Genomic DNA, 18,530 nt, shown 5'->3' with positions numbered 1-18,530 from the left:
CGCGCCTTCTAGGCCCGAGCGGGCCCGCTTGCCAAGGCTCAGCCGATTTCGGCGCGCAGTTCGGCGATCAGCCCGGGGATTGCGGTGAGGGCGGGGGCCTCCTCGTCGAGGATCGCGTGGAAGGCGCGGCGCTTGAGGGTGGCGATCTGCTCGGCATCGGGGCGCGCTTCCCGGTCGAGCGTGGACAGCACGATGTCGATCAGCCGGTCGGCGCCGTTGAGGCGACCCCAGAGATAGTCGTTTTCGCGGTACGCGCGGCTGAAGAACGCGCCGAAATTGTTGAACTGGTTGCCCTTGAGCATCGCCGCGACGCCGCCGGTGCGGATCGCCTTGGCGTCCTCGGGTGAGATCCGGTCGACGCGGATCGGGTCGAACTCGTCCATGCCTTCGCCCTGGAGCAGCGGCAGCGTCGCGATGTCGAAGAAGGGGAAGCCGAGATAGGCGAGCAGCATCGGCCGCCGCAGCTCCTTCGACAGCGCGCTGAACCCGGCGGAGAGCACCTCATCAGTCTGCCGGTCGAGCGCGCGGAGCTGCATGCGCTCGGCAAGCGTGTCGAGCACCATGGCGGGATCGCCCGCCAGCTTGTCCTGGAGATCGGCGAAGGTGTCCGAGCGCTTGAGCTCGAGATAGGCGGCGAGCGCGCCGTAGATCGCGTCCCGCATCGGCCGCATCGCGCCCCGCGGGGCGGACTGCTCGAGTTCGGCGAGTCGCCGGGCGAGCAGTCGCAGGCGGCGGATGCGGAAGCCGAGGTCGTGGCCGCGCAGGAAGTCGAGTGCTTCGGGCGAGGCGCCGCCGGGCAGCGACGCGCCGAAGCGGTCGGCCCCGCGCGTCCGCACCGTTTCGCGCAGCCGGCGTCCGAGCGAGCGGAGCCGCGATCCGTCCTGCTGTCCGGCAAGCGCCTGGAGCAGGCGCGCGGTCCGGTCGATCGCGCCGTCGACCTTGAGCAGCGCATAGGCGGTATGGCCGTAGCCCGCCTTCGCCGCGGCAGCGACCTGCGCGCGCTTGCGCCACGCAGCGAGCCGCTTGGGCGTCGGGTAATCGAGCCACAGCGTATAGCCGAACAGCGACTCGACCTGCGCCTCCACCTCGGCGCGGATCTCGGAGACGATCGCGAGCATCCGCTCGATCCGGTCCGAGCGGGCGGCGATCGCGTCGAGATTGTCGCGGATCGGCTGCTTGCGCGGCAGTTCGGACAGCGCGCCGATCAGGGTGGAGAAGAAGCCGGGGCGCTCGCGGCGCGGGCCGTAGAAGTCGAACCGCATGTCCGGCGTGGGATCGAGGAAGACGAAGCGACGGTCGACCTGGCGGCGGGCAGGGCGCTCGCGCAGCGCCTCCATCGCCGGGCCGAACGGCGCGTTGGCCAGCACCGATCCGTCGATCAGCACGGCTTTCTCGGCGCGGCTCTCCGCCCATTGCTCGGGCAGCGCGCGCTGCAGGAAAGCGTCGCGTCCCGCCCAGGCCTCGCCGCGATCGGCGAGCACCTTGTCGAGCTCCTCCACCATCAGCGGCGGGAAGGCACCGGGGAAGCTGGAGGTCGCGCGGGCGGCAAAGCCCAGCGCGGCGGGATGGGCGATGCCGGTACCGCGGCCGTGATCGGTGAAGCTGAAGACGAGGCGATGCTCGGTCTCCACCACTTCCGGGGGCGTGTTGAGCCGCAGCGTCTCGGCATGGCCGCGGAAATCGGTGGCGGTGACGAACAGGTCAAGCGGCTGGCCTTCGGGCAGCAGCCGGCGCTCGGCCGGGCCCTGGGCCATCTTGTCGAACGCGGCGAGCAGCGTCTTGAGCAATTGCTCGCCGCCGAAGGGCGGCTCGAACCAGCGCGAGCGGACGAAGCGTTCGAGCTTTTCGCGCACCTCAGCGCGTGCCCCGGCCTCCACCGTTTCCTCGACGCCATGCTCGCGGTTGGAGAGCATCCAGGCGATCGGCTTGGCCCAGATCTTGGCGAAGCGGTGCGACGGCCCCTGGCTCGGCGCGAGCAGCGCGTCGACATCGGCATGGTCGAGCCACATCGCCGTCAGCGGGTCGAGCGACTGGCCGGTGGCGATCGCCTGGGCGAGGAACACCGCGTTGATCCCGCCGGCACTGGCACCCGACAGGATGTCGACCAGCACGCGCAGGTTGAGCCCGCTGCGCTCACGAATGTCCTCGATGAGCGCGCGATAGACGCTGTGGAGCGGGGTGCCCTCGCGCTCGGCGCAGCTCGCGCGGGCGAGGTGCCACACCTCCTTGGTGATGCCGTGCATGTACACCGCCAGGCTGATCCCGCCATAGCAGACCAGCGCCAGCCGCAGTTCCTTTTCCTGCGTCTCCTGCATCAGCGGTGCCGCACCTCCGCCCAGACGGGGAGGTGGTCGGAGGCGGTGCGCGCCGCCAGGCTGTGGTGCACCCCGGCATCGCCGAACGCCAGTTCGGGCGAGGCCATGATCCGGTCGAGTCGCGCCATCGGGCGGCGCGCGTGGAAGCTCTTGCCGGTGGCGGCGAAGGCGAAATGCTGGGCGAAATCGCGCAGGCAGCCGCGCTCGGCGCTCCATTCGTTGAGATCGCCCATCATCACCGTCGGCATCGGCGGGAGGTCCGCCAGCTGGGTGAGGATCGCATGCGCCTGGCGCCGGCGCCACAGGCCGGACAGATCGAGGTGCATGCCGAGGACGCGCAGCTTCTGTCCCTGGATGCGGAGGTCGGCCATCACCGCGCCGCGCGGCTCCAGCGTCGGCAGATGGAGTGCCGCGCAGCCGAGGATCTCGGCTTCCTTGCGGACCAGCAGCGCGTTGCCGTGCCAGCCCATCGATCGCGCGCGCATGCCGAATTGCACCGGCTTCCAAGGGCTGTGCTCGGCGAGCAGGCTTTGGGTGAGCACCGCCTCGCGCGCGCCGAAGCGGCGATCGGCCTCCTGCAAGGCGATCACGTCGGCGTCGACCTCGAGCAGAACCTCGAGCGTCCTCTCCGGTCGGCGTCGTCGGTCGGTGCCGATCGACTTCCGCATGTTATAGCTGGCGACCTTGATCATCCGCGCCCCTTATCGGCGCGGGCACTATGGCAGCACAAGTCTCAATAACCCGTTTCGCCCCGTTCGCGCTGGCCTGCCGCCGCTTCGGCCGCGGCGAGCAGGCTGCGGCCGGTGGCCTCGGCGGCCTCGGGGGTCATCGCGACGGCGACGCCGTTGGGGCCGTCGAGCAGCACGAGCCCGAGTTCGGCGGTGGCGATCCCGCCTTCTTCCTCCGGCGTGAGCGCCGAGTCCTTGGCCATGTCGGTCATTTCCCCTTGTTCGGTATGAACGAGGATGAACGCGGGATGACGGCCAAATATCCGCGGCGTGTCAGTCGCGGAGCCAGTCGGCGAGCGTTTTGGCGTAGAGTTTGTGCTCCTCCGCCAGAACGCGCGCGGCAAGGCTGTCCGCGGTGTCGCCCGGGAGGATTGGGACCCGCGCCTGGCCGAGCACCTCGCCACCGTCGAGTTCCTCGGTGACGATATGGACCGAAGCGCCCGCCTCGGCGTCGCCGGCCGCGATCGCGCGGGCGTGGGTATCGAGGCCCTTGTACTTGGGCAGCAGCGAGGGGTGAATGTTGACGATCCGCCCGCGCCAGCGCGCGACGAAATCGTCGGACAGCAGCCGCATATAGCCGGCAAGCGCGATCGCCTCGACGCCTGCCGCGCGCAGTGCGGCGTCGATCTTCGCCTCGTACTCGGCCTTGGGCATGCCCTTGGGGCTCTGCGCGAAGGTCGGCACGCCGCGCTCGGCGGCCCAGGCGAGCCCGGCCGCTTCCGGCTTGTCGCTGGCGACCAGCGCGACGGTGTAGGGGCAGTCCGGCGCCGCGGCGGCCTCGACCAGCGAGGCCATGTTCGATCCGCGGCCCGAGATCAGGATGCCGAGTCGCTTCTTCGGACTTGAGGCGCCGGCAGACGCCTCACCCATGGTGCGTGGCGCTCCATGGCGCACGCGCGCTCCAGGTCTCGTCGCCGCCGACCACGGTGCAGCCGCGCTCGCCGGCTTCGATCGTCCCGATGGTGAACACCGTCTCGCCCGCCGCGGTCAGCGCCGCCGACACCGCCTCGGCCTGGTCGGCGGCGACCACCGCGACCATGCCGATGCCGCAGTTGAAGGTACGCGCCATCTCTTCGGGCTCGATATTCCCCTGCGCCTGCAGGAACGCCATCAGCCGCGGCAGCGGCCAGGCATCGGCGTCGATCCGGGCATGGGTGCCCTTGGGCAGCACGCGGGGGACATTCTCGAGCAGGCCGCCGCCGGTGATGTGGGCGAGGCCGTGGATCGTGCCCTTGCGGAGTTCCGGCAGCAGGCTGGCGACATAGATGCGAGTCGGCGCCATCAGCGCGTCGATCAGCAGCCGCTCCTGGTCAAACAGCGCCGGGCGATCGAGCTTCCAGCCCTTGTCCGCCGCGAGTCGCCGCACCAGCGAGAAGCCGTTCGAATGCACGCCGTTCGAGGCGAGGCCGAGCAGCACGTCGCCGGGCGCGATCTTCTTGCCGTCGAGCAGCCGGTCGCGCTCGACCGCGCCGACGCAGAAGCCCGCCAGGTCATAGTCGCCGTCGGCGTACATGCCCGGCATCTCGGCGGTCTCGCCGCCGATCAGCGCGCAGCCGGCCTGGCGGCAGCCCTCGGCGATTGAGGCAATGACCCGCTCGGCGACCGCGTTGTCGAGCTTCCCGCTCGCATAATAATCGAGGAAAAACAGCGGCTCGGCGCCCTGCACGATCAGATCGTTGGCGCACATCGCGACGAGGTCGATGCCGACGCCGTCATGATGGTTGTGCTCGATCGCCAGCTTCAGCTTGGTGCCGACGCCGTCGTTCGCGGCGACCAGCAGCGGATCGGTGAAGCCCGCCGCCTTCAGGTCGAAGATGCCGCCGAAGCCGCCCAGATCGGCGTCCGCGCCGGCGCGCCGGGTGGAACGGGCAAGCGGGCCGATCGCGCGCACCAGCGCATTGCCCGCCGCAATCGAAACGCCCGCCTGGGCATAGGTGTAAGGGCCATGGGCCGCCTTGGTCTCGCTCATGGGAGAGCGCCCTAGCCACAACGCGCTTGGATTTCCACGCCCGGTTCGCCAAAAGGGCGCCCGCATGCAGTTTCGCCGTCCCAAAACCGTCCTTGGCGCCCTTTCGGTGCTCGCGCTCGCCGGTGCGGGCATCATGGCGGCACGCGGGCAGGGCGGGGCGCCCGCCGGGCCGGTGGGGGCCGCCGGCAGCTTCGAAGTGAGCGGCGTGAAGGTCGACGTCTCGGGCAAGAGTGCCGAGATCGCGCGCCAGGGCGGCTGGCGGATCGCGCAGCGCAAGGGCTGGTCGATGCTGTCGCAGCAGCTCACCGGCAAGCCAGGGTCGCTGTCCGATTCGGCGCTGGACGCGATCGTCACCGGCATCGTCGTCGAGCGCGAGCAGATCGGGCCCAACCGCTATATCGCGAGCCTCGGCGTGCAGTTCGATCGCGCCAAGGCGGGCTCGATCCTGGGCGTGTCGATCGCGGTCACCCATTCGCCGCCGATGCTGCTGGTGCCGCTGCAATATTCGGGCGGCGTCGGGCAGGTGTTCGAGCGCGACACCGCCTGGGCGCGCGCCTGGAACCGGCTGCGCGCCGCGGGCAGCACGATCGACTATGTCCGCCTGCGCGGCACCGGCGCGGACAAGCTGCTGGTCGATACCGGGCAGACGCTCCGCCATGGCCGCAACTGGTGGCGGACGATCCTCGACCAATATGGCGCGGTCGACATGCTCGTCGCCGAGGTGCAGCTGCGCCGCGACTATCCGGGCGGGCCGATCGTCGGCATCTTCTCGGCGACGCACGGCCCGGACAAGGATCCGATTACCAGTTTCGCGCTGCGGATCGACAATGGCGACGCGATCGACGCGCTGTTCGACACCGCCGTCGCGCGCATCGACAAGGCCTATCAGGCGGCGCTGGCCGACGGCCGGCTCCATACCGACGCGGTGCTCGCCGCGCGGCCGCCGGTGGCGCAGCCGGCCGCGCCGGCACCCGAGGAAGTGCCGCTGCCGACGCCGCTGCCGAGCGTCGAGACCACGCCGGGCGCCACCGCCGCGACCACGTCGCTGTCGGTCCAGGTCGAGACGCCCAATGCCGCCGCGGTCAACGCGTCCGAAAGCGCGGTGCGCGGCGTGCCGGGTGTGCGCAGTGCCACCACCACCAGCCTCGCGCTGGGCGGGATCTCGGTGATGCGCGTCGCGTTCGACGGATCGCAGGCTGCGCTGCGCGCCGCGCTCGAGTCGCGCGGCTGGAGCGTGCAGGAAGGGCCGGGCGTGCTCCGCATCCGTCGCGGGGCCGCGCCGCAGGCATCGCCGACCCCCAAGGCGCAATGAGCCAGCTTCGCCTGCCGCTGGGGCTGCCCGAGGCGAGCGAGACGGACTTCCTGGTCAGCGACTCGAACGCCCGCGCCGTCCAACAGCTCGAACATTGGGCGACCTGGCCCGTCATGGCCGCGCTGCTGGTGGGCCCGCGAAAGTCCGGCCGCAGCCTGCTCGCGCGGATCTTTGCCGCCAAGAACGGCGCGACGATCATCGACGATGCCGAGCGCGCCGACGAGGCCGACATCTTCCATGCCTGGAACGACGCCCAGGGCGCGCGTCGCCCGCTGCTGATCGTCGCCGACGCCGCGCCGCCGCTCTGGGAGGTGACGCTGCCCGATTTGCGCTCGCGCCTCGCCGCCTCGCCGTTGCTCGAGATCGGCCCGCCCGACGACGCGCTGATCCCGCTGCTGCTCGAACGCGCCTTCACCCGGCACCTGCTCCACGCGACCCCGGCCGTGATCGCCTGGATCGCCAGGCGGATCGAGCGCAGCCATGTCGCCATCCTGCGCGTTGCCGACGTGCTGGAGATGGAGACCGACGGCCGTTTGTCGATCCCGGTGGTGAAGACTACACTCCAGGCTGCAAGCCTTTTGACGCATTCCGACGATAGCGAGAGCGAATGACCGAATCCGCCGCACCCGCGACCATCGCCCCCGCCGATCCCACCGAAGCACGCTATTTCAACCGCGAGCTCTCCTGGCTGGCCTTCAACCGCCGCGTGATGGAAGAGGCGTGCAACCCCGCGCATCCGCTGCTGGAGCGGCTGCGCTTCCTCTCCATCTCGGGGAGCAATTTCGACGAATTCTTCATGGTCCGCGTGGCGGGCCTGATGGGCCAGCAGCTGCAGAATATCGACACCCGCTCGGCCGACGGGCTCACCCCGGCGCAGCAGCTGGAGGCGATCTCGGCCGAAGCCGCGACGCTTGCCGACGAGCAGCAGGCAGTGTGGGTGGACATTCGCGCACAGCTTGCGGTGGCGAACATCTTCGTGCTCGAAGCCGATGCGATCGAGGGCGAGACCGAACAATGGCTCGCCAATCACTTCCGCGAGCAGATCTTCCCGATCCTGACCCCGCAGGCGCTCGATCCCGCCCACCCGTTCCCGTTCATCCCCAATCAGGGATCGAGCGTGATCTTCAACCTGCTGCGCAAGTCCGATCGCGAGCCGATCCAGGAACTGGTGATGTTGCCGACGACGCTCAAGCGCTTCGTCCGCCTGCCAGGCAGCCCGGCGCGCTACGTCGCGATCGAGACGCTGATCAAGCATTTCTGGGGGCTGCTCTTCCCCGGCTACGAGATGCTCGCCGCCGCCACCTTCCGCGTACTGCGCGACAGCGACATCGAAATCGAGGAGGAGGCCGAGGATCTGGTCCTTACCTTCCGCTCGGCGATCAAGCGGCGTCGCCGTGGCCGCGTGATCCGTCTGGAGATGGAGGAGGGCATTGCCCCCGATCTCGAAGCGGTGCTCAAGGAAGAGCTGGGCGGCAGCGATGCGCTGCTCACCGAGACGGGCGGCTTTCTCGGCGTCGGCGACCTTTCGATGCTGGTCGACGAGGACCGGCCGGACCTGAAATTCACCCCCTTCTCCGCGCGCTTCCCCGAACGGATCCGCGAATATGGCGGCGATTGCTTCGCGGCGATCCGCGCCAAGGATATCATCGTCCACCACCCGTACGAGACGTTCGACGTCGTGCTCAGCTTCCTCCAGCAGGCGGCGGCGGACCCGGACGTGGTGGCGATCAAGCAGACGCTCTATCGCGCCGGCAAGCAGCCCGCGGTCATCAACGCGCTGATCGCCGCCGCCGAAGCCGGCAAGTCGGTCACCGCGGTGGTCGAGCTCAAGGCCAGGTTCGACGAGGAGCAGAACCTCTATTGGGCGACGGCGCTGGAGCGGGCGGGCGTGCAGGTCGTCTATGGCTTCATCGACTGGAAGACCCACGCCAAGGTCTCCATGGTCGTGCGCCGCGAGGGCGATCGCTATCGCACCTACTGCCATTTCGGCACGGGCAACTACCACCCGATCACCGCGCGCATCTACACCGACCTCAGCTTCTTCACCGCCGATCCGCGGATGGGACGCGATGCGGCGCAGATCTTCAACTACGTCACCGGCTATGTCGAACCGCAGCATCTGGAGCTGCTCGGCATCTCGCCGCGCGACCTCCGCAAGCGCCTCACCGCGCTGATCGAGGAGGAGATCGAGCATGTCCGCGCCGGGCGCCCGGGCACGATCTGGGCGAAGATGAACTCGCTGGTCGATCCGGCGATCATCGAGAAGCTCTATCAGGCCAGCGCTGCCGGCGTGCAGATCGAGCTGGTCGTGCGCGGCATCTGCTGCCTCCGCCCGGGCGTCGCGGGCATGAGCGAGAACATCCGGGTGAAGTCGATCGTCGGCCGCTTCCTTGAGCACAGCCGCATCTGGGCGTTCGGCAACGGCAAGGCGCTGCCCAATGACGGTGCCAAGCTGTATATCTCCTCCGCGGACTGGATGCAGCGCAACTTCGATCGCCGCGTAGAGTTCATGTTGCCGCTGCTCAACAAAACCGTGCACGATCAGGTGCTCGACCAGGTGATGGTCGCCAACCTGCTGGACAACGAACAGAGCTGGCTGCTCGCGCCCGACGGCCATTACGACCGGATCGTTCCGGGCGAAGACGGGGAATTCAACCTGCATCGCTATTTCATGACCAACCCCTCGCTTTCGGGCCGCGGCGCCGCCGTGGAGGCGCGCAAGCCCGTGCCCAAGCTGTCGCCGCGCAAGCGTCGCCTCGCGGCGAAGGGCGGCTGAGCGGGTGGCCACGGTCCTGTTCCGCAAGCCGCGCGCCCAGTCCGAAGGCGCCCGGCCGCGCACGGCGATCATCGATATCGGTTCCAATTCGATCCGCCTGGTCGTCTATGAAGGCCCGGCACGACTGCCCGCGATCCTGTTCAACGAGAAGGTGATGGCCGGACTCGGCAAGGGCCTGGCCGAGACCGGCGCGATCCATGCCGGCGGCCTTGCCAGCGCACGCGCCGCGCTCGGTCGGTTCGCCCTGCTCGCCCGCGAGATGCAGGTGAGCGAGCTGCGTACCGTCGCCACCGCCGCGGTGCGCGATGCCTCCAATGGCGGCGAGCTGATGGCGATGGCCAAGGCGCTCGACCTGGAGGTCGAGCTGCTCTCGGGCGTCGAGGAAGCGACCGCCGCCGGTCTGGGGGTGCTGTCGGGCATCCCCGAAGCCGACGGGGTCGTCGGTGATCTCGGCGGGGGCAGCTTGGAACTGGTTCGCGTCGTCGCCGGCACGGTGACCGACCGCGTCTCCTTCCCGCTCGGCGTGCTCCGCCTCGGCGCGATCCGCGCGCGGGGCAAGGGCGTGCTGGAGCGCGAGGTCACCCGTATGATCGAGGCGGCGGGCTGGAAGGGGCGGGGGAAGGGCCTGCCCTTCTACATGGTCGGCGGCTCGTGGCGCTCGCTCGCCAAGCTCGACATGCACCTCAGCAACTATCCGCTGCCGATCGTCCATCATTACTCGCTGGCAATCAACCGGGTCGAGGAACTCGGCCGCCGCGTCGAGGGCGCGACCAAGGCCGATCTCAAGACCGTTCCCGATCTGTCGAGCGCGCGCATTCCCTCGCTGGCCGATGCCGCCGCGCTGCTGGTGGCGGTGACCCGGCAGCTCGGCAGCACCGGGACGATCGTCTCTGCGTACGGCCTGCGCGAAGGCCTGCTGTTCCAGCGCCTCTCTGCCGAGGAGCGGCAGCAGGATCCGCTGATCGTCGCCGCGCGCGAGGAGGGCCAGCGCTCGGGGCGCTTCCCCGAGCATGGCGATCTGCTCGATGCCTGGCTGGCACCGCTGTTCCGCGACGGGCCGGAATGGTCGCGGCTGCGGCATGCCGCCTGCCTGCTCGCCGATGTGGGCTGGCGGGCCAACCCGGAATTCCGCGCCGAACGCGGCATGGAGATCGGGCTGCACGGCAATTGGGTGGGTATCGACGCCGCAGGTCGCGCGATGGTCGCGCAGGCGCTGTACACTTCGCTGGGGGGCGCGATCGACAGCCCCGCGCCCCTCGAACGGCTCGCTACGACCGAAGCCTTGGCCGAAGCCAAGCGCTGGGGGCTGGCGATGCGACTCGGCCAGCGGCTGAGCGGCGGCGTCGCGCGGCCGCTCAAGCGGTCGCGGCTGCGGCTGGAAGGGTCGTCGCTGGTGCTCAGCCTCGCCGATGGCGACGAGCCGCTCTATGGCGAGGCGGTGGAGAAGCGCCACCGTGCGCTGGCGCTGGCGATGGCGAAGGAGCCGGTGCTGGAGACGTGAACCTGGGCTCTACGCCGTCATCCCGGCGAAAGCCGGGATCCATTGGCCTAGCGCTCCCGGCTCCATCTGGAACGTAGAGGCTTCTGGATCCCGACTTTCGTCGGGATGACGGCTTAGAAGGTGCCCCCCTCAGGCCGCCAGCCAGTCCTTCAACGCCGCCCGCGCCCGATCGGTATACATCCGCTTGCGATCGGCCTTCTTGGTCCGCCCCTCGATCGGCGGGAACAACCCGAAATTGACGTTCATCGGCTGGTAGGTCTCGATCTCCGCCTCGCCGGTGATGTGCGACAGCAGCGCCCCCAGCGCCGTCTCGCGCGGCGGCGCGGGCAGGTCCACGCCGGCAATCTCCGCCGCGGCGAACCGTCCCGCCAGCATCCCGATCGCTGCGCTCTCGACATAGCCCTCGCAGCCGGTGATCTGCCCGGCAAAGCGGATATTGGGCGCACTCTTCAGCCGCAACGTGCCGTCGAGGAGTTCGGGCGAGCGCAGGAAGGTGTTGCGGTGCAGGCCACCCAACCGCGCGAACTCGGCATTCTCCAGCCCCGGGATGGTGCGGAACAGCCGTACCTGCTCGGCATATTTGAGCTTGGTCTGGAAGCCGACCATGTTCCACAAGGTGCCGCTGGCATTGTCCTGCCGCAGCTGCACCACCGCATAGGGCCAGCGCCCGGTGCGCGGATCGTCGAGGCCGACGCCCTTCATCGGGCCGTAGCGCAGCGTGTCGACGCCGCGCTCTGCCATCACCTCGATCGGCATGCAGCCTTCGAAGTAGGGGACGTTTTCCCACTCGCGGAACTCGGTCTTCTCGCCCGCCATCAGCGCGGCGTGGAATTCGAGATACTGCTCCTTGGACATCGGGCAGTTGATATAGTCCTTGCCCGAGCCCTTGTTCCACCGGCTCTGGAACCAGGCGGTCTCCATGTCGATCGACTCGCGGTGGACGATCGGGGCGATCGCATCGAAAAAGGCGAGGCTGTCCTTGCCGGTCGCGCGGCCGATGCTCTCCGCCAGCATCGGCGCGGTCAGCGGACCCGTCGCGATGATGGTGCGGCCCTCGGCGGGCAGCGAGTCGACCCGCTCGCGGACGATGGTGACGTTGGGGTGCGCCTCCAGCGCTGCGGTCACCCCGTCGGCGAAGCCGTCGCGGTCCACCGCCAGCGCCGAGCCGGCGGGCACCTTGTGGATGTCGCCCTGGGTGAGGATCAGCGAGCCGAGCGCGCGCATCTCCTGATGGAGCAGCCCGACCGCGTTGCTGTCGGCATCGTCCGAGCGGAAGCTGTTCGAGCAGACGAGCTCGGCCAGCCGGTCGCTCTGGTGCGCGGGGGTCATCTCGCCCGAACCGCGCATTTCGGAAAGGCGGACCTTATATCCCGCCTGGGCGAGCTGCCACGCGGCCTCCGAGCCGGCAAGCCCGCCGCCGATGATATGGATGTCGTGAGTCACGCAGCCGCCCATAGCGGCATGACGGCACGATGACAAAGGAGCGAGGATGCGAATCTACACGATCGGCTATGAAGCCACGACGATGGCCGAGTTCCTCGCTGCGCTGACCAGGGCGGGGGTGCAGCGGGTGATCGACGTCCGCGCGCTGCCGCTGTCGCGCCGCCCGGGCTTCTCCAAGTCGAGCCTTGCCGCGAGCCTGCGCGAGGCGGGGATCGACTATGTCCATCTCAAGCAGCTCGGCACCCCCAAGCGCGGACGCGACGCCGCGAAGAAGGGCGACGTGGCGACGCTGCGCGAAGTCTATGACGTCCAGCTCGGGCTGCCCGAGGCACAGGCGCAGGTCGCGCAGATGCGGGCGCTGGCGGCGGAGAAGCCGAGCGCCTTGCTCTGCTACGAACGCGATCCGTGCCATTGCCACCGGACGCTGCTGCTGGAAGCCGAAGGCGAGGGGGCGGAGGTGATCGACCTCTACGCCTGATCTCCCAAAAAGGCCGGGGCAGCCCCGTGGGACTGCCCCGTTTAGTTCGGGGAGAGTCGACGCGAGGGGGAACGAAACGCGTCGACAGGCAGTGATCTGCACGGCCCGTGTTGCAGCCGCGTGTCGCTTCGTTGCGATGCGGCCGAAAAATTGTCGCGGGCGCCGACAAAGCCTTCGTTAACCATGATCTCTTAAGATAATTTCCGCGGCGTTTACCGCCTCGCAACGCCTGCGCGTGCAAAGCGGAGCCCAACGCACGCCAGTGGAGCGCTTATGGGTATCGCGGCACGACTGTATCAGGACGGACGCTGGGCCGAGCGGCACAGTGTCGAGCTCGAAGCGACGCTCCGCGACTCGGATTGGGCGCCGGTCGACGTGACGATCGAGGATCTGTCGAACGGCGGTTTCCGCGTCGTCGCGGGTGCCGAGCTCAAGGTGGGCGACGCGATCGCGCTCGGCATTGCCGGGATCGGCACGCGCGAGGCGACGGTCGTGTGGGGCACCGCCGGCATCTATGGCTGCGAGTTCGTCACCCCGCTGAGCGATGCGGACCTGCGCACCGCCGTGTCAGGCCCCGCCGCGACGCCGATCGCCTTCCCCAAGACACCGCTGCCGACGCCCCAGCCCACCCCGCCGCTGGTCGAGGGGTGGAACGCATCTGCCAAGGAGGCGAAATTCTCGGTCCGCACCCGGCTGGCGATCATCGTCGGCAGCGCGGTGCTCGCCTGGATGCTGGTCTTCGCGCTCGGCTATGGGCTGTGGGCGCTGGCGGGCGCGCTGCTCCGCTGAGCAACGCGCCCTCCGGGCGTCAGGCCGCGGCCTTGCGGCGCTCGGCCATTTCGTCGTTGAGCATCTCGGCGAGCAGGAACGCCAGTTCCAGGCTCTGACCCGCGTTGAGGCGCGGGTCGCAATGCGTGTGGTAGCGATCGGCCAGGCCCTGTTCGGTGATCGCGATCGCGCCGCCGGTGCATTCCGTTACATTCTGCCCGGTCATCTCGGCATGAATGCCGCCGGCGAAGGTGCCCTCGGCGCGGTGGACGGCGAAGAAGCCGCGCACCTCGGCGAGGATCCGGTCGAACGGCCGCGTCTTGTAGCCGTTCGCCGCCTTGACCACGTTGCCGTGCATCGGGTCGCAGCTCCACACCACCGGATGGCCCTCGCGCTTCACCGCGCGGACCAGCTTGGGCAGCCCCGCCTCGATCTTGTCATGGCCGTAGCGGGTGATCAGCGTCATCCGCCCCGGCACCCGGCCGGGGTTGAGCGTGTCGAGCAGCCGCAGCAGCGCGTCCGGCTCCAGGCTCGGCCCGCACTTCATCCCGATCGGGTTGCCGATGCCGCGCAGGAACTCGACATGCGCCGAGCCCTCGAAGCGGGTGCGGTCGCCGATCCACAGGAAGTGTGCCGAGGTATCGTACCAGTCGCCGGTGAGGCTGTCCTGCCGGGTCAGCGCCTGCTCATAGGGGAGCAGCAGCGCCTCGTGGCTGGTGTAGAAATCGGTGCCCTTGAGCTGCGGCACGGTATCGGGGTTGATCCCGCACGCTTCCATGAAGTCGAGCGCCTCGCCGATCCGGTCGGCGACATCGGCGAACTTGGCCGACCAGGGGCTCTTGCCCATGAAGTCGAGCGTCCACTTATGGACCTGGTGCAGATTTGCGTAGCCGCCATTTGCAAAGGCACGCAGCAGGTTGAGCGTTGCCGCCGACTGGCTGTAGCCCTGCACCATCCGCTGCGGATCGGGAATCCGCGCCTCGGGCGTGAAGGCGATGTCGTTGACATTGTCGCCGCGGTAGCTGGGCAGCTCGACGCCGTCGATCACCTCGGTATCGGCCGAGCGCGGCTTGGCGAACTGGCCCGCCATGCGGCCGAGCTTCACCGTCGGCAGCTTAGAGGCGAAGGTGAGCACCACCGCCATCTGCAGGATCACCCGGAAGGTGTCGCGGATGTTGTTCGGGTGGAACTCGGCGAAGCTCTCGGCGCAGTCGCCGCCCTGGAGCAGGAACGCCTCGCCGCGCGCGACCTTGCCCAGCTCGGCGGTAAGTTCGCGCGCCTCGCCGGCGAAGACCAAAGGCGGATAGCTGCTCAGCTGCCGGGTGGCGGCGTCGAGCGCGCCCTTGTCCGGATATTGCGGCATCTGGCGCGCTTCGGCGCGCGTCCAGCTATCGGGGGTCCAGCTTGCCATTGCACTCTCCACGTCGCGGACGGCGACGTGCCAGTCCGCATGCTCGGCGATTCCCATCGCCGCGATCTGGTTCATCACCTTGGTGTTGGCGCGTTTGCCGTCGGTCTCCCACCCTTGCACGGTGGAGCCCGGCGTATCGAACCAGGCACCGAAGGCGGCGCGGGTGAGGGTGCGTTCCTCGCGAAACTGGCGGATCTTGGAACCGGCTAACGTCGTCATGTCGGCCTCTTACCCGGCTGGGGTAAATGGAGGCAAGCGTTTTCTTACCCCAGCGGGGTAAAGATGGGCGGATCGATTGCACGCGAGCGCCGCCGGGTGTAGCCGCGCCGCAATGCACGCATTTGAAGCACAGGCGCGCGACCTTGCCGATCTCGCTGCGCGCGGGCGCGGGCGCAGGCTGATCGACCGCGAGGGCGCGGACTTCGCGTCCAACGATTATCTCGGCCTTTCCGATTCGCCGGCGCTGCGCGACGCAGTGGCGGCGGCGCTGGCACGAGGCGTGCCGGTCGGCTCGGGCGGCTCGCGGCTGCTGCGCGGCAACCATGCCGAGCATGAAGCGCTGGAGGCCGAGGCGGCGGCGTTCTTCGGGCGCGAGTCGGCGCTGTATTTCTCCAGCGGCTATGCGGCCAACGCGGCGCTGCTCGCCACCTTGCCCCAGCGCGGCGACCTCGTGTTGTTCGACACACTTATCCACGCCAGCGCGCATGAGGGCATGCGACTTGGGCGCGCAGAGACCCGACAGGCGGCGCATAACGACGTCGCTGCCTTCGCCGAGGCGATCGCCGGCTGGCGGCGCGAGGGCGGGGCAGGGCGCGTTTGGATCGCGGTCGAGAGCTTGTACAGCATGGACGGCGATGTCGCGCCGATCGCCGCGCTGTCCGCGCTGGCCGAGGCAGAGGGTGCCATTCTGCTCGTCGACGAGGCGCACGCGACTGGCGTCTACGGCCCGCAGGGGCAGGGGCTGGCTTATGGCCTGCCGACCGCCAACCTGATCACGCTGCACACTTGCGGCAAGGCGCTGGGCTGCGAGGGGGCGCTGGTCACCGGCCCGGCGATCGTCCGCGACTTCCTCGTCAACCGTGGTCGGGCCTTCATCTTCTCGACCGCGCCGTCGCCGCTGATGGCAGCCGCCGTGCGCGCGGCAGTGAAGATCGTCGCGGAAGGGCACGATCTCCGATCCGAGCTGGCCGAGCGGATCGCTACCGCCCGCACTGCGCTCGCGCCGCTCGGCGTGCCAGTGGGCGACACCCAGATCCTGCCGCTGATCCTCGGCGACGACGTGCGGACCATGGCGGTCGCCGGTACGCTCCAGGAAAGCGGCTTTGACGTCCGCGGCATCCGCCCGCCGACCGTTCCCGCGGGCACCGCGCGCCTGCGCATCTCGATCACCAACAATGTGTCGCCCGGCCAGATCGCCGCGCTCGCGGAGCGGCTGGCGACGCTTCTCCCCGCAGCCGAGCCTATCGCAGCATGACTCAGACCTTCATCGTCACCGGTACCGATACCGGCATCGGCAAGACCGTGTTCGCCGCCGCGCTCGCCGGTGCACTGGGCGCGCGCTACTGGAAACCCGTTCAGGCCGGGCTCGACGACGGCAGCGACAGCGAACGTACGGCAGCGCTCTCGGGCCTGCCGATCGGGCACATCCTCCCGGAAGCCTACCGCCTGGTCACGCCCTGCTCGCCGCATCTGGCCGCCGAGATCGACGGCGTGACGATCGACCTCGATCGCCTCGCGCTGCCGAGTGTCGACGGGCCGCTGGTGGTGGAAGGCGCGGGCGGCGCGCTGGTGCCGGTGACGCGCGAGATCCTCTATGCCGATGTCTTCGCGCGCTGGGGCAAGCCGGTGGTGCTGGTCGCGCGCACCGCGCTCGGCACGATCAACCACAGCCTGCTCTCGATCGAGGCACTCCGCGCGCGGGGCGTGCCGATCCACGGCATCGCGCTCGTCGGCGACGCGGTCGAGGACAGCGAGGCGACGATCGCCGCGATCGGCAAGGTCAAGCGGCTCGGCCGCCTGCCGATGCTGCCCGAGCTCACGTCGGCCGCACTCGCCCAGGCCTTTGCCGACGCGTTCGACCTGGCGGACTTCGCCTGATGTCGTCGGTCTGGCACCCCTTCACCCAGCACGGGCTGGGCGAACCGATCCCGATGGTCCGCCATGCCCGCGACGCGGTGATCCACACCGCCGACGGTCGCAGCTTCATCGACGCGATCTCGTCCTGGTGGGTGACGACGCACGGCCATTGCAACCCGCGCATCATGGCGGCGATCGCCGAACAGGCGGGCAAGCTCGACCAGATCATCTTCGCCGGCTGGACCCACGAGCCCGCCGAGACGCTCGCCGCCGGGCTGCGGGGCATCCTGCCGCGCGCGCTCGAACATGTGTTCTTCAGCGACAGCGGCTCCACCGCGGTCGAAGTCGCGCTCAAGATGGCGCTCGGCTATTGGCACAATCGCGGCGAGGACCGCAGCCGCATCCTGGTGCTCGAGCACAGCTATCACGGCGACACGATCGGCGGCATGTCGGTCGGCGCGCGCGGCGTGTTCAACCGGCCCTATCAGCCGCTGCTGTTCGACGTCGGCACCATTCCCTTTCCGAGCGCGGGTGCCGAGCAGGGAACGCTCGATGCGCTGGAGGCCGAATGCCGCGCGGGCGCCGCCGCCTTCATCGTCGAGCCGCTGGTGCTGGGGGCAGGGGGGATGCTCTTCTACACCCCCGCGCTGCTCGCCGAGATGCGCGCCATCTGCACGCGTCACGACGTCCTCTTCATCGCCGACGAAGTGATGACCGGCTGGGGCCGTACCGGCACCCTCACCGCCTGCGAACAGGCGGGCGTGGTGCCCGACATCCTGTGCCTATCGAAGGGTATCACCGGCGGCGCGATCCCGCTGGCGGTGACGCTGGCGACGGCACCGATCTTCCAGGCGCATTGGTCCGAGGATCGCGCGCGGATGTTCTTCCACTCCTCCAGCTATACCGCCAACCCGATCGCCTGCGCCGCCGCCGTGGCGAACCTCGCGATCTGGCGAGACGAGCCGGTTCTGGAACGCATCACGCAGCTGTGCGAATGGCAGCAGGCGGCGCTCGACCGGCTTGCCGGCGTGCCCGGCCTGATCGGCCACCGTCGCATGGGCACGATCGCGGCGCTGGAGATCGCGCAGCCGGAAAATACCTATCTCTCGGCGATCGCGCCGCGCCTGATGGCGTTCGCCCGCGACCGCGGCGTGCTGCTCCGGCCGCTCGGCAACACCGTGTACGTGATGCCGCCCTACAGCATCACGCACGAACAGCTGGAGCAGGTCTGGGGGCTGGTACCCGAATTCCTCGCCGCCTGATCAGCGGCGCGGATAGCGCTGGGCGAACTCGGCATCGCTCATCAGCAGGTAGCGGATCGCGTCGACGAACGCCCAGACGCCGGTGACCAGCAGCCCGACGACGGTGCAGGTGAGCAGCAGCATCACCACGCCTGAACCGGTGCGGCCGAGATAGAAACGGTGGATGCCGAGCGTGCCGAAGAACAGCGCGAGCACCGCGGCGACGATCTTGCTGCGCGGCTCGCCCGCGGGCGCCGGCAGGTCGCCGCCTTCCAGCAGTCGGAAGATGCGGCGGGCGCGCTTGCCGTCGACGTCGAAATCGACCTTGGCGCCGACCGCGGGGTGGCGGCTGTCGCTCCAGTCTTCCTGGGTGAAGACATAGCGGCTGCCGTCCTCCCCCGAAATCTGGCCTTCGCCGCTCGACCGATCCACCCCCAACACTTGCCCGCGCATTGCTTCCCCCGAAAATTCGTCGCGTTTTGTGGGGGAGGTACCGGCGGGATGGCAAGCAA

17 protein-coding genes are annotated in these 18,530 nt (G+C 69.3%); 9 read left to right on the top strand and 8 right to left on the bottom strand.

Annotated features, from left to right (window positions below; translation table 11 throughout):
* Nucleotides 1-38: 38 nt before the first annotated feature.
* The 5 genes from CA234_RS16540 to purM form a co-directional block, all read right to left on the bottom strand.
* Complete coding sequence (locus CA234_RS16540) at nt 39-2,315, bottom strand: patatin-like protein (protein ID WP_126002271.1); 2,277 nt, start codon at nt 2,313-2,315, stop codon at nt 39-41.
* Nucleotides 2,315-3,007, bottom strand: coding sequence for an endonuclease/exonuclease/phosphatase family protein (locus tag CA234_RS16535; protein ID WP_125973574.1), 693 nt, complete (start codon nt 3,005-3,007; stop codon nt 2,315-2,317). The genes CA234_RS16540 and CA234_RS16535 overlap by 1 nt, the downstream gene beginning before the upstream one ends.
* A 41-nt stretch (nt 3,008-3,048) precedes the next feature.
* A complete protein-coding gene (locus CA234_RS16530) occupies nt 3,049-3,246 on the bottom strand; it encodes a hypothetical protein (protein ID WP_125973576.1) in 198 nt (65 codons plus the stop codon).
* 70 nt (nt 3,247-3,316) lie between these two features.
* A complete protein-coding gene (gene purN, locus CA234_RS16525) occupies nt 3,317-3,913 on the bottom strand; it encodes a phosphoribosylglycinamide formyltransferase (RefSeq protein WP_125973578.1) in 597 nt (198 codons plus the stop codon).
* On the bottom strand, nt 3,906-5,012 hold the full coding sequence (gene purM, locus CA234_RS16520; RefSeq protein WP_126002270.1) for a phosphoribosylformylglycinamidine cyclo-ligase: 1,107 nt from the start codon (nt 5,010-5,012) through the stop codon (nt 3,906-3,908). The genes purN and purM overlap by 8 nt, the downstream gene beginning before the upstream one ends.
* Before the next feature lie 64 nt (nt 5,013-5,076).
* On the opposite strand from purM, the gene CA234_RS16515 reads away from it, so the two are divergent.
* From CA234_RS16515 to CA234_RS16500, 4 genes are read left to right on the top strand one after another with little or no spacing between them, the layout of a single operon-like run.
* Nucleotides 5,077-6,324 (top strand): heavy-metal-associated domain-containing protein, encoded by a 1,248-nt coding sequence (locus CA234_RS16515; protein ID WP_126002269.1) that lies wholly within the window; start codon nt 5,077-5,079, stop codon nt 6,322-6,324.
* Complete coding sequence (locus CA234_RS16510; protein ID WP_125973583.1) at nt 6,321-6,935, top strand: chromosomal replication initiator DnaA; 615 nt, start codon at nt 6,321-6,323, stop codon at nt 6,933-6,935. The genes CA234_RS16515 and CA234_RS16510 overlap by 4 nt, the downstream gene beginning before the upstream one ends.
* The gene (locus tag CA234_RS16505; RefSeq protein ID WP_125973585.1) at nt 6,932-9,100 is read left to right on the top strand and encodes an RNA degradosome polyphosphate kinase; all 2,169 of its coding nucleotides are present in this window, start codon (nt 6,932-6,934) and stop codon (nt 9,098-9,100) included. The genes CA234_RS16510 and CA234_RS16505 overlap by 4 nt, the downstream gene beginning before the upstream one ends.
* A gap of 4 nt (nt 9,101-9,104) precedes the next feature.
* Nucleotides 9,105-10,601, top strand: coding sequence for a Ppx/GppA family phosphatase (locus tag CA234_RS16500; RefSeq protein WP_126002268.1), 1,497 nt, complete (start codon nt 9,105-9,107; stop codon nt 10,599-10,601).
* A gap of 129 nt (nt 10,602-10,730) precedes the next feature.
* Here the strand turns inward: CA234_RS16500 and trmFO are convergent, their stop codons facing one another.
* Nucleotides 10,731-12,044: a methylenetetrahydrofolate--tRNA-(uracil(54)-C(5))-methyltransferase (FADH(2)-oxidizing) TrmFO gene (gene trmFO / locus CA234_RS16495; RefSeq protein WP_125973589.1), complete on the bottom strand. Its 1,314-nt coding sequence runs from the start codon at nt 12,042-12,044 to the stop codon at nt 10,731-10,733.
* 46 nt (nt 12,045-12,090) lie between these two features.
* Between trmFO and CA234_RS16490 the strand changes: the two genes are divergently transcribed.
* Both CA234_RS16490 and CA234_RS16485 read left to right on the top strand, forming a co-directional pair.
* A complete protein-coding gene (locus CA234_RS16490) occupies nt 12,091-12,522 on the top strand; it encodes a DUF488 domain-containing protein (RefSeq protein ID WP_125973591.1) in 432 nt (143 codons plus the stop codon).
* Between the two features lie 273 nt (nt 12,523-12,795).
* Entirely contained in the window at nt 12,796-13,311 is a 516-nt protein-coding gene (locus CA234_RS16485; protein ID WP_126002267.1) for a PilZ domain-containing protein, read from the top strand.
* Between the two features lie 19 nt (nt 13,312-13,330).
* Here CA234_RS16485 and CA234_RS16480 read toward each other — a convergent pair whose 3' ends face one another.
* Nucleotides 13,331-14,701: a 3-deoxy-7-phosphoheptulonate synthase class II gene (locus CA234_RS16480; protein ID WP_206431223.1), complete on the bottom strand. Its 1,371-nt coding sequence runs from the start codon at nt 14,699-14,701 to the stop codon at nt 13,331-13,333.
* 331 nt (nt 14,702-15,032) lie between these two features.
* Between CA234_RS16480 and CA234_RS16475 the strand changes: the two genes are divergently transcribed.
* The 3 genes from CA234_RS16475 to CA234_RS16465 are packed head-to-tail and all read left to right on the top strand — an operon-like array spanning nt 15,033 to nt 18,039.
* Nucleotides 15,033-16,175: an 8-amino-7-oxononanoate synthase gene (locus tag CA234_RS16475; RefSeq protein WP_125973597.1), complete on the top strand. Its 1,143-nt coding sequence runs from the start codon at nt 15,033-15,035 to the stop codon at nt 16,173-16,175.
* Nucleotides 16,172-16,798: a dethiobiotin synthase gene (bioD, locus tag CA234_RS16470; RefSeq protein WP_126002265.1), complete on the top strand. Its 627-nt coding sequence runs from the start codon at nt 16,172-16,174 to the stop codon at nt 16,796-16,798. The genes CA234_RS16475 and bioD overlap by 4 nt, the downstream gene beginning before the upstream one ends.
* Nucleotides 16,798-18,039 (top strand): adenosylmethionine--8-amino-7-oxononanoate transaminase, encoded by a 1,242-nt coding sequence (locus CA234_RS16465; RefSeq protein ID WP_126002264.1) that lies wholly within the window; start codon nt 16,798-16,800, stop codon nt 18,037-18,039. The genes bioD and CA234_RS16465 overlap by 1 nt, the downstream gene beginning before the upstream one ends.
* On the opposite strand, the gene CA234_RS16460 is transcribed toward CA234_RS16465, so the two are convergent.
* The gene (locus tag CA234_RS16460; RefSeq protein ID WP_126002263.1) at nt 18,040-18,471 is read right to left on the bottom strand and encodes a TM2 domain-containing protein; all 432 of its coding nucleotides are present in this window, start codon (nt 18,469-18,471) and stop codon (nt 18,040-18,042) included.
* Nucleotides 18,472-18,530 lie beyond the last annotated feature (59 nt).

It is taken from the genome of Sphingomonas sp. ABOLE (genome assembly GCF_003950455.1).
Lineage (GTDB): Bacteria > Pseudomonadota > Alphaproteobacteria > Sphingomonadales > Sphingomonadaceae > Sphingomonas > Sphingomonas trueperi.
Note: the sequence above shows the minus strand (reverse complement) of the source record. Positions and strands in the feature narration are given on the sequence as shown.

What these genes read in the sequence shown, in the direction of transcription:
- CA234_RS16540 (WP_126002271.1), bottom strand. Translation starts at nt 2,315, where the DNA reads ATGCAGGAGACGCAGGAAAAGGAACTGCGGCTGGCGCTGGTCTGCTAT.
- CA234_RS16535 (WP_125973574.1), bottom strand. Translation starts at nt 3,007, where the DNA reads ATGATCAAGGTCGCCAGCTATAACATGCGGAAGTCGATCGGCACCGAC.
- CA234_RS16530 (WP_125973576.1), bottom strand. Translation starts at nt 3,246, where the DNA reads ATGGCCAAGGACTCGGCGCTCACGCCGGAGGAAGAAGGCGGGATCGCC.
- purN (WP_125973578.1), bottom strand. Translation starts at nt 3,913, where the DNA reads ATGGGTGAGGCGTCTGCCGGCGCCTCAAGTCCGAAGAAGCGACTCGGC.
- purM (WP_126002270.1), bottom strand. Translation starts at nt 5,012, where the DNA reads ATGAGCGAGACCAAGGCGGCCCATGGCCCTTACACCTATGCCCAGGCG.
- CA234_RS16515 (WP_126002269.1), top strand. Translation starts at nt 5,077, where the DNA reads ATGCAGTTTCGCCGTCCCAAAACCGTCCTTGGCGCCCTTTCGGTGCTC.
- CA234_RS16510 (WP_125973583.1), top strand. Translation starts at nt 6,321, where the DNA reads ATGAGCCAGCTTCGCCTGCCGCTGGGGCTGCCCGAGGCGAGCGAGACG.
- CA234_RS16505 (WP_125973585.1), top strand. Translation starts at nt 6,932, where the DNA reads ATGACCGAATCCGCCGCACCCGCGACCATCGCCCCCGCCGATCCCACC.
- CA234_RS16490 (WP_125973591.1), top strand. Translation starts at nt 12,091, where the DNA reads ATGCGAATCTACACGATCGGCTATGAAGCCACGACGATGGCCGAGTTC.
- CA234_RS16485 (WP_126002267.1), top strand. Translation starts at nt 12,796, where the DNA reads ATGGGTATCGCGGCACGACTGTATCAGGACGGACGCTGGGCCGAGCGG.
- CA234_RS16480 (WP_206431223.1), bottom strand. Translation starts at nt 14,701, where the DNA reads ATGGCAAGCTGGACCCCCGATAGCTGGACGCGCGCCGAAGCGCGCCAG.
- CA234_RS16475 (WP_125973597.1), top strand. Translation starts at nt 15,033, where the DNA reads ATGCACGCATTTGAAGCACAGGCGCGCGACCTTGCCGATCTCGCTGCG.
- bioD (WP_126002265.1), top strand. Translation starts at nt 16,172, where the DNA reads ATGACTCAGACCTTCATCGTCACCGGTACCGATACCGGCATCGGCAAG.
- CA234_RS16465 (WP_126002264.1), top strand. Translation starts at nt 16,798, where the DNA reads ATGTCGTCGGTCTGGCACCCCTTCACCCAGCACGGGCTGGGCGAACCG.
- CA234_RS16460 (WP_126002263.1), bottom strand. Translation starts at nt 18,471, where the DNA reads ATGCGCGGGCAAGTGTTGGGGGTGGATCGGTCGAGCGGCGAAGGCCAG.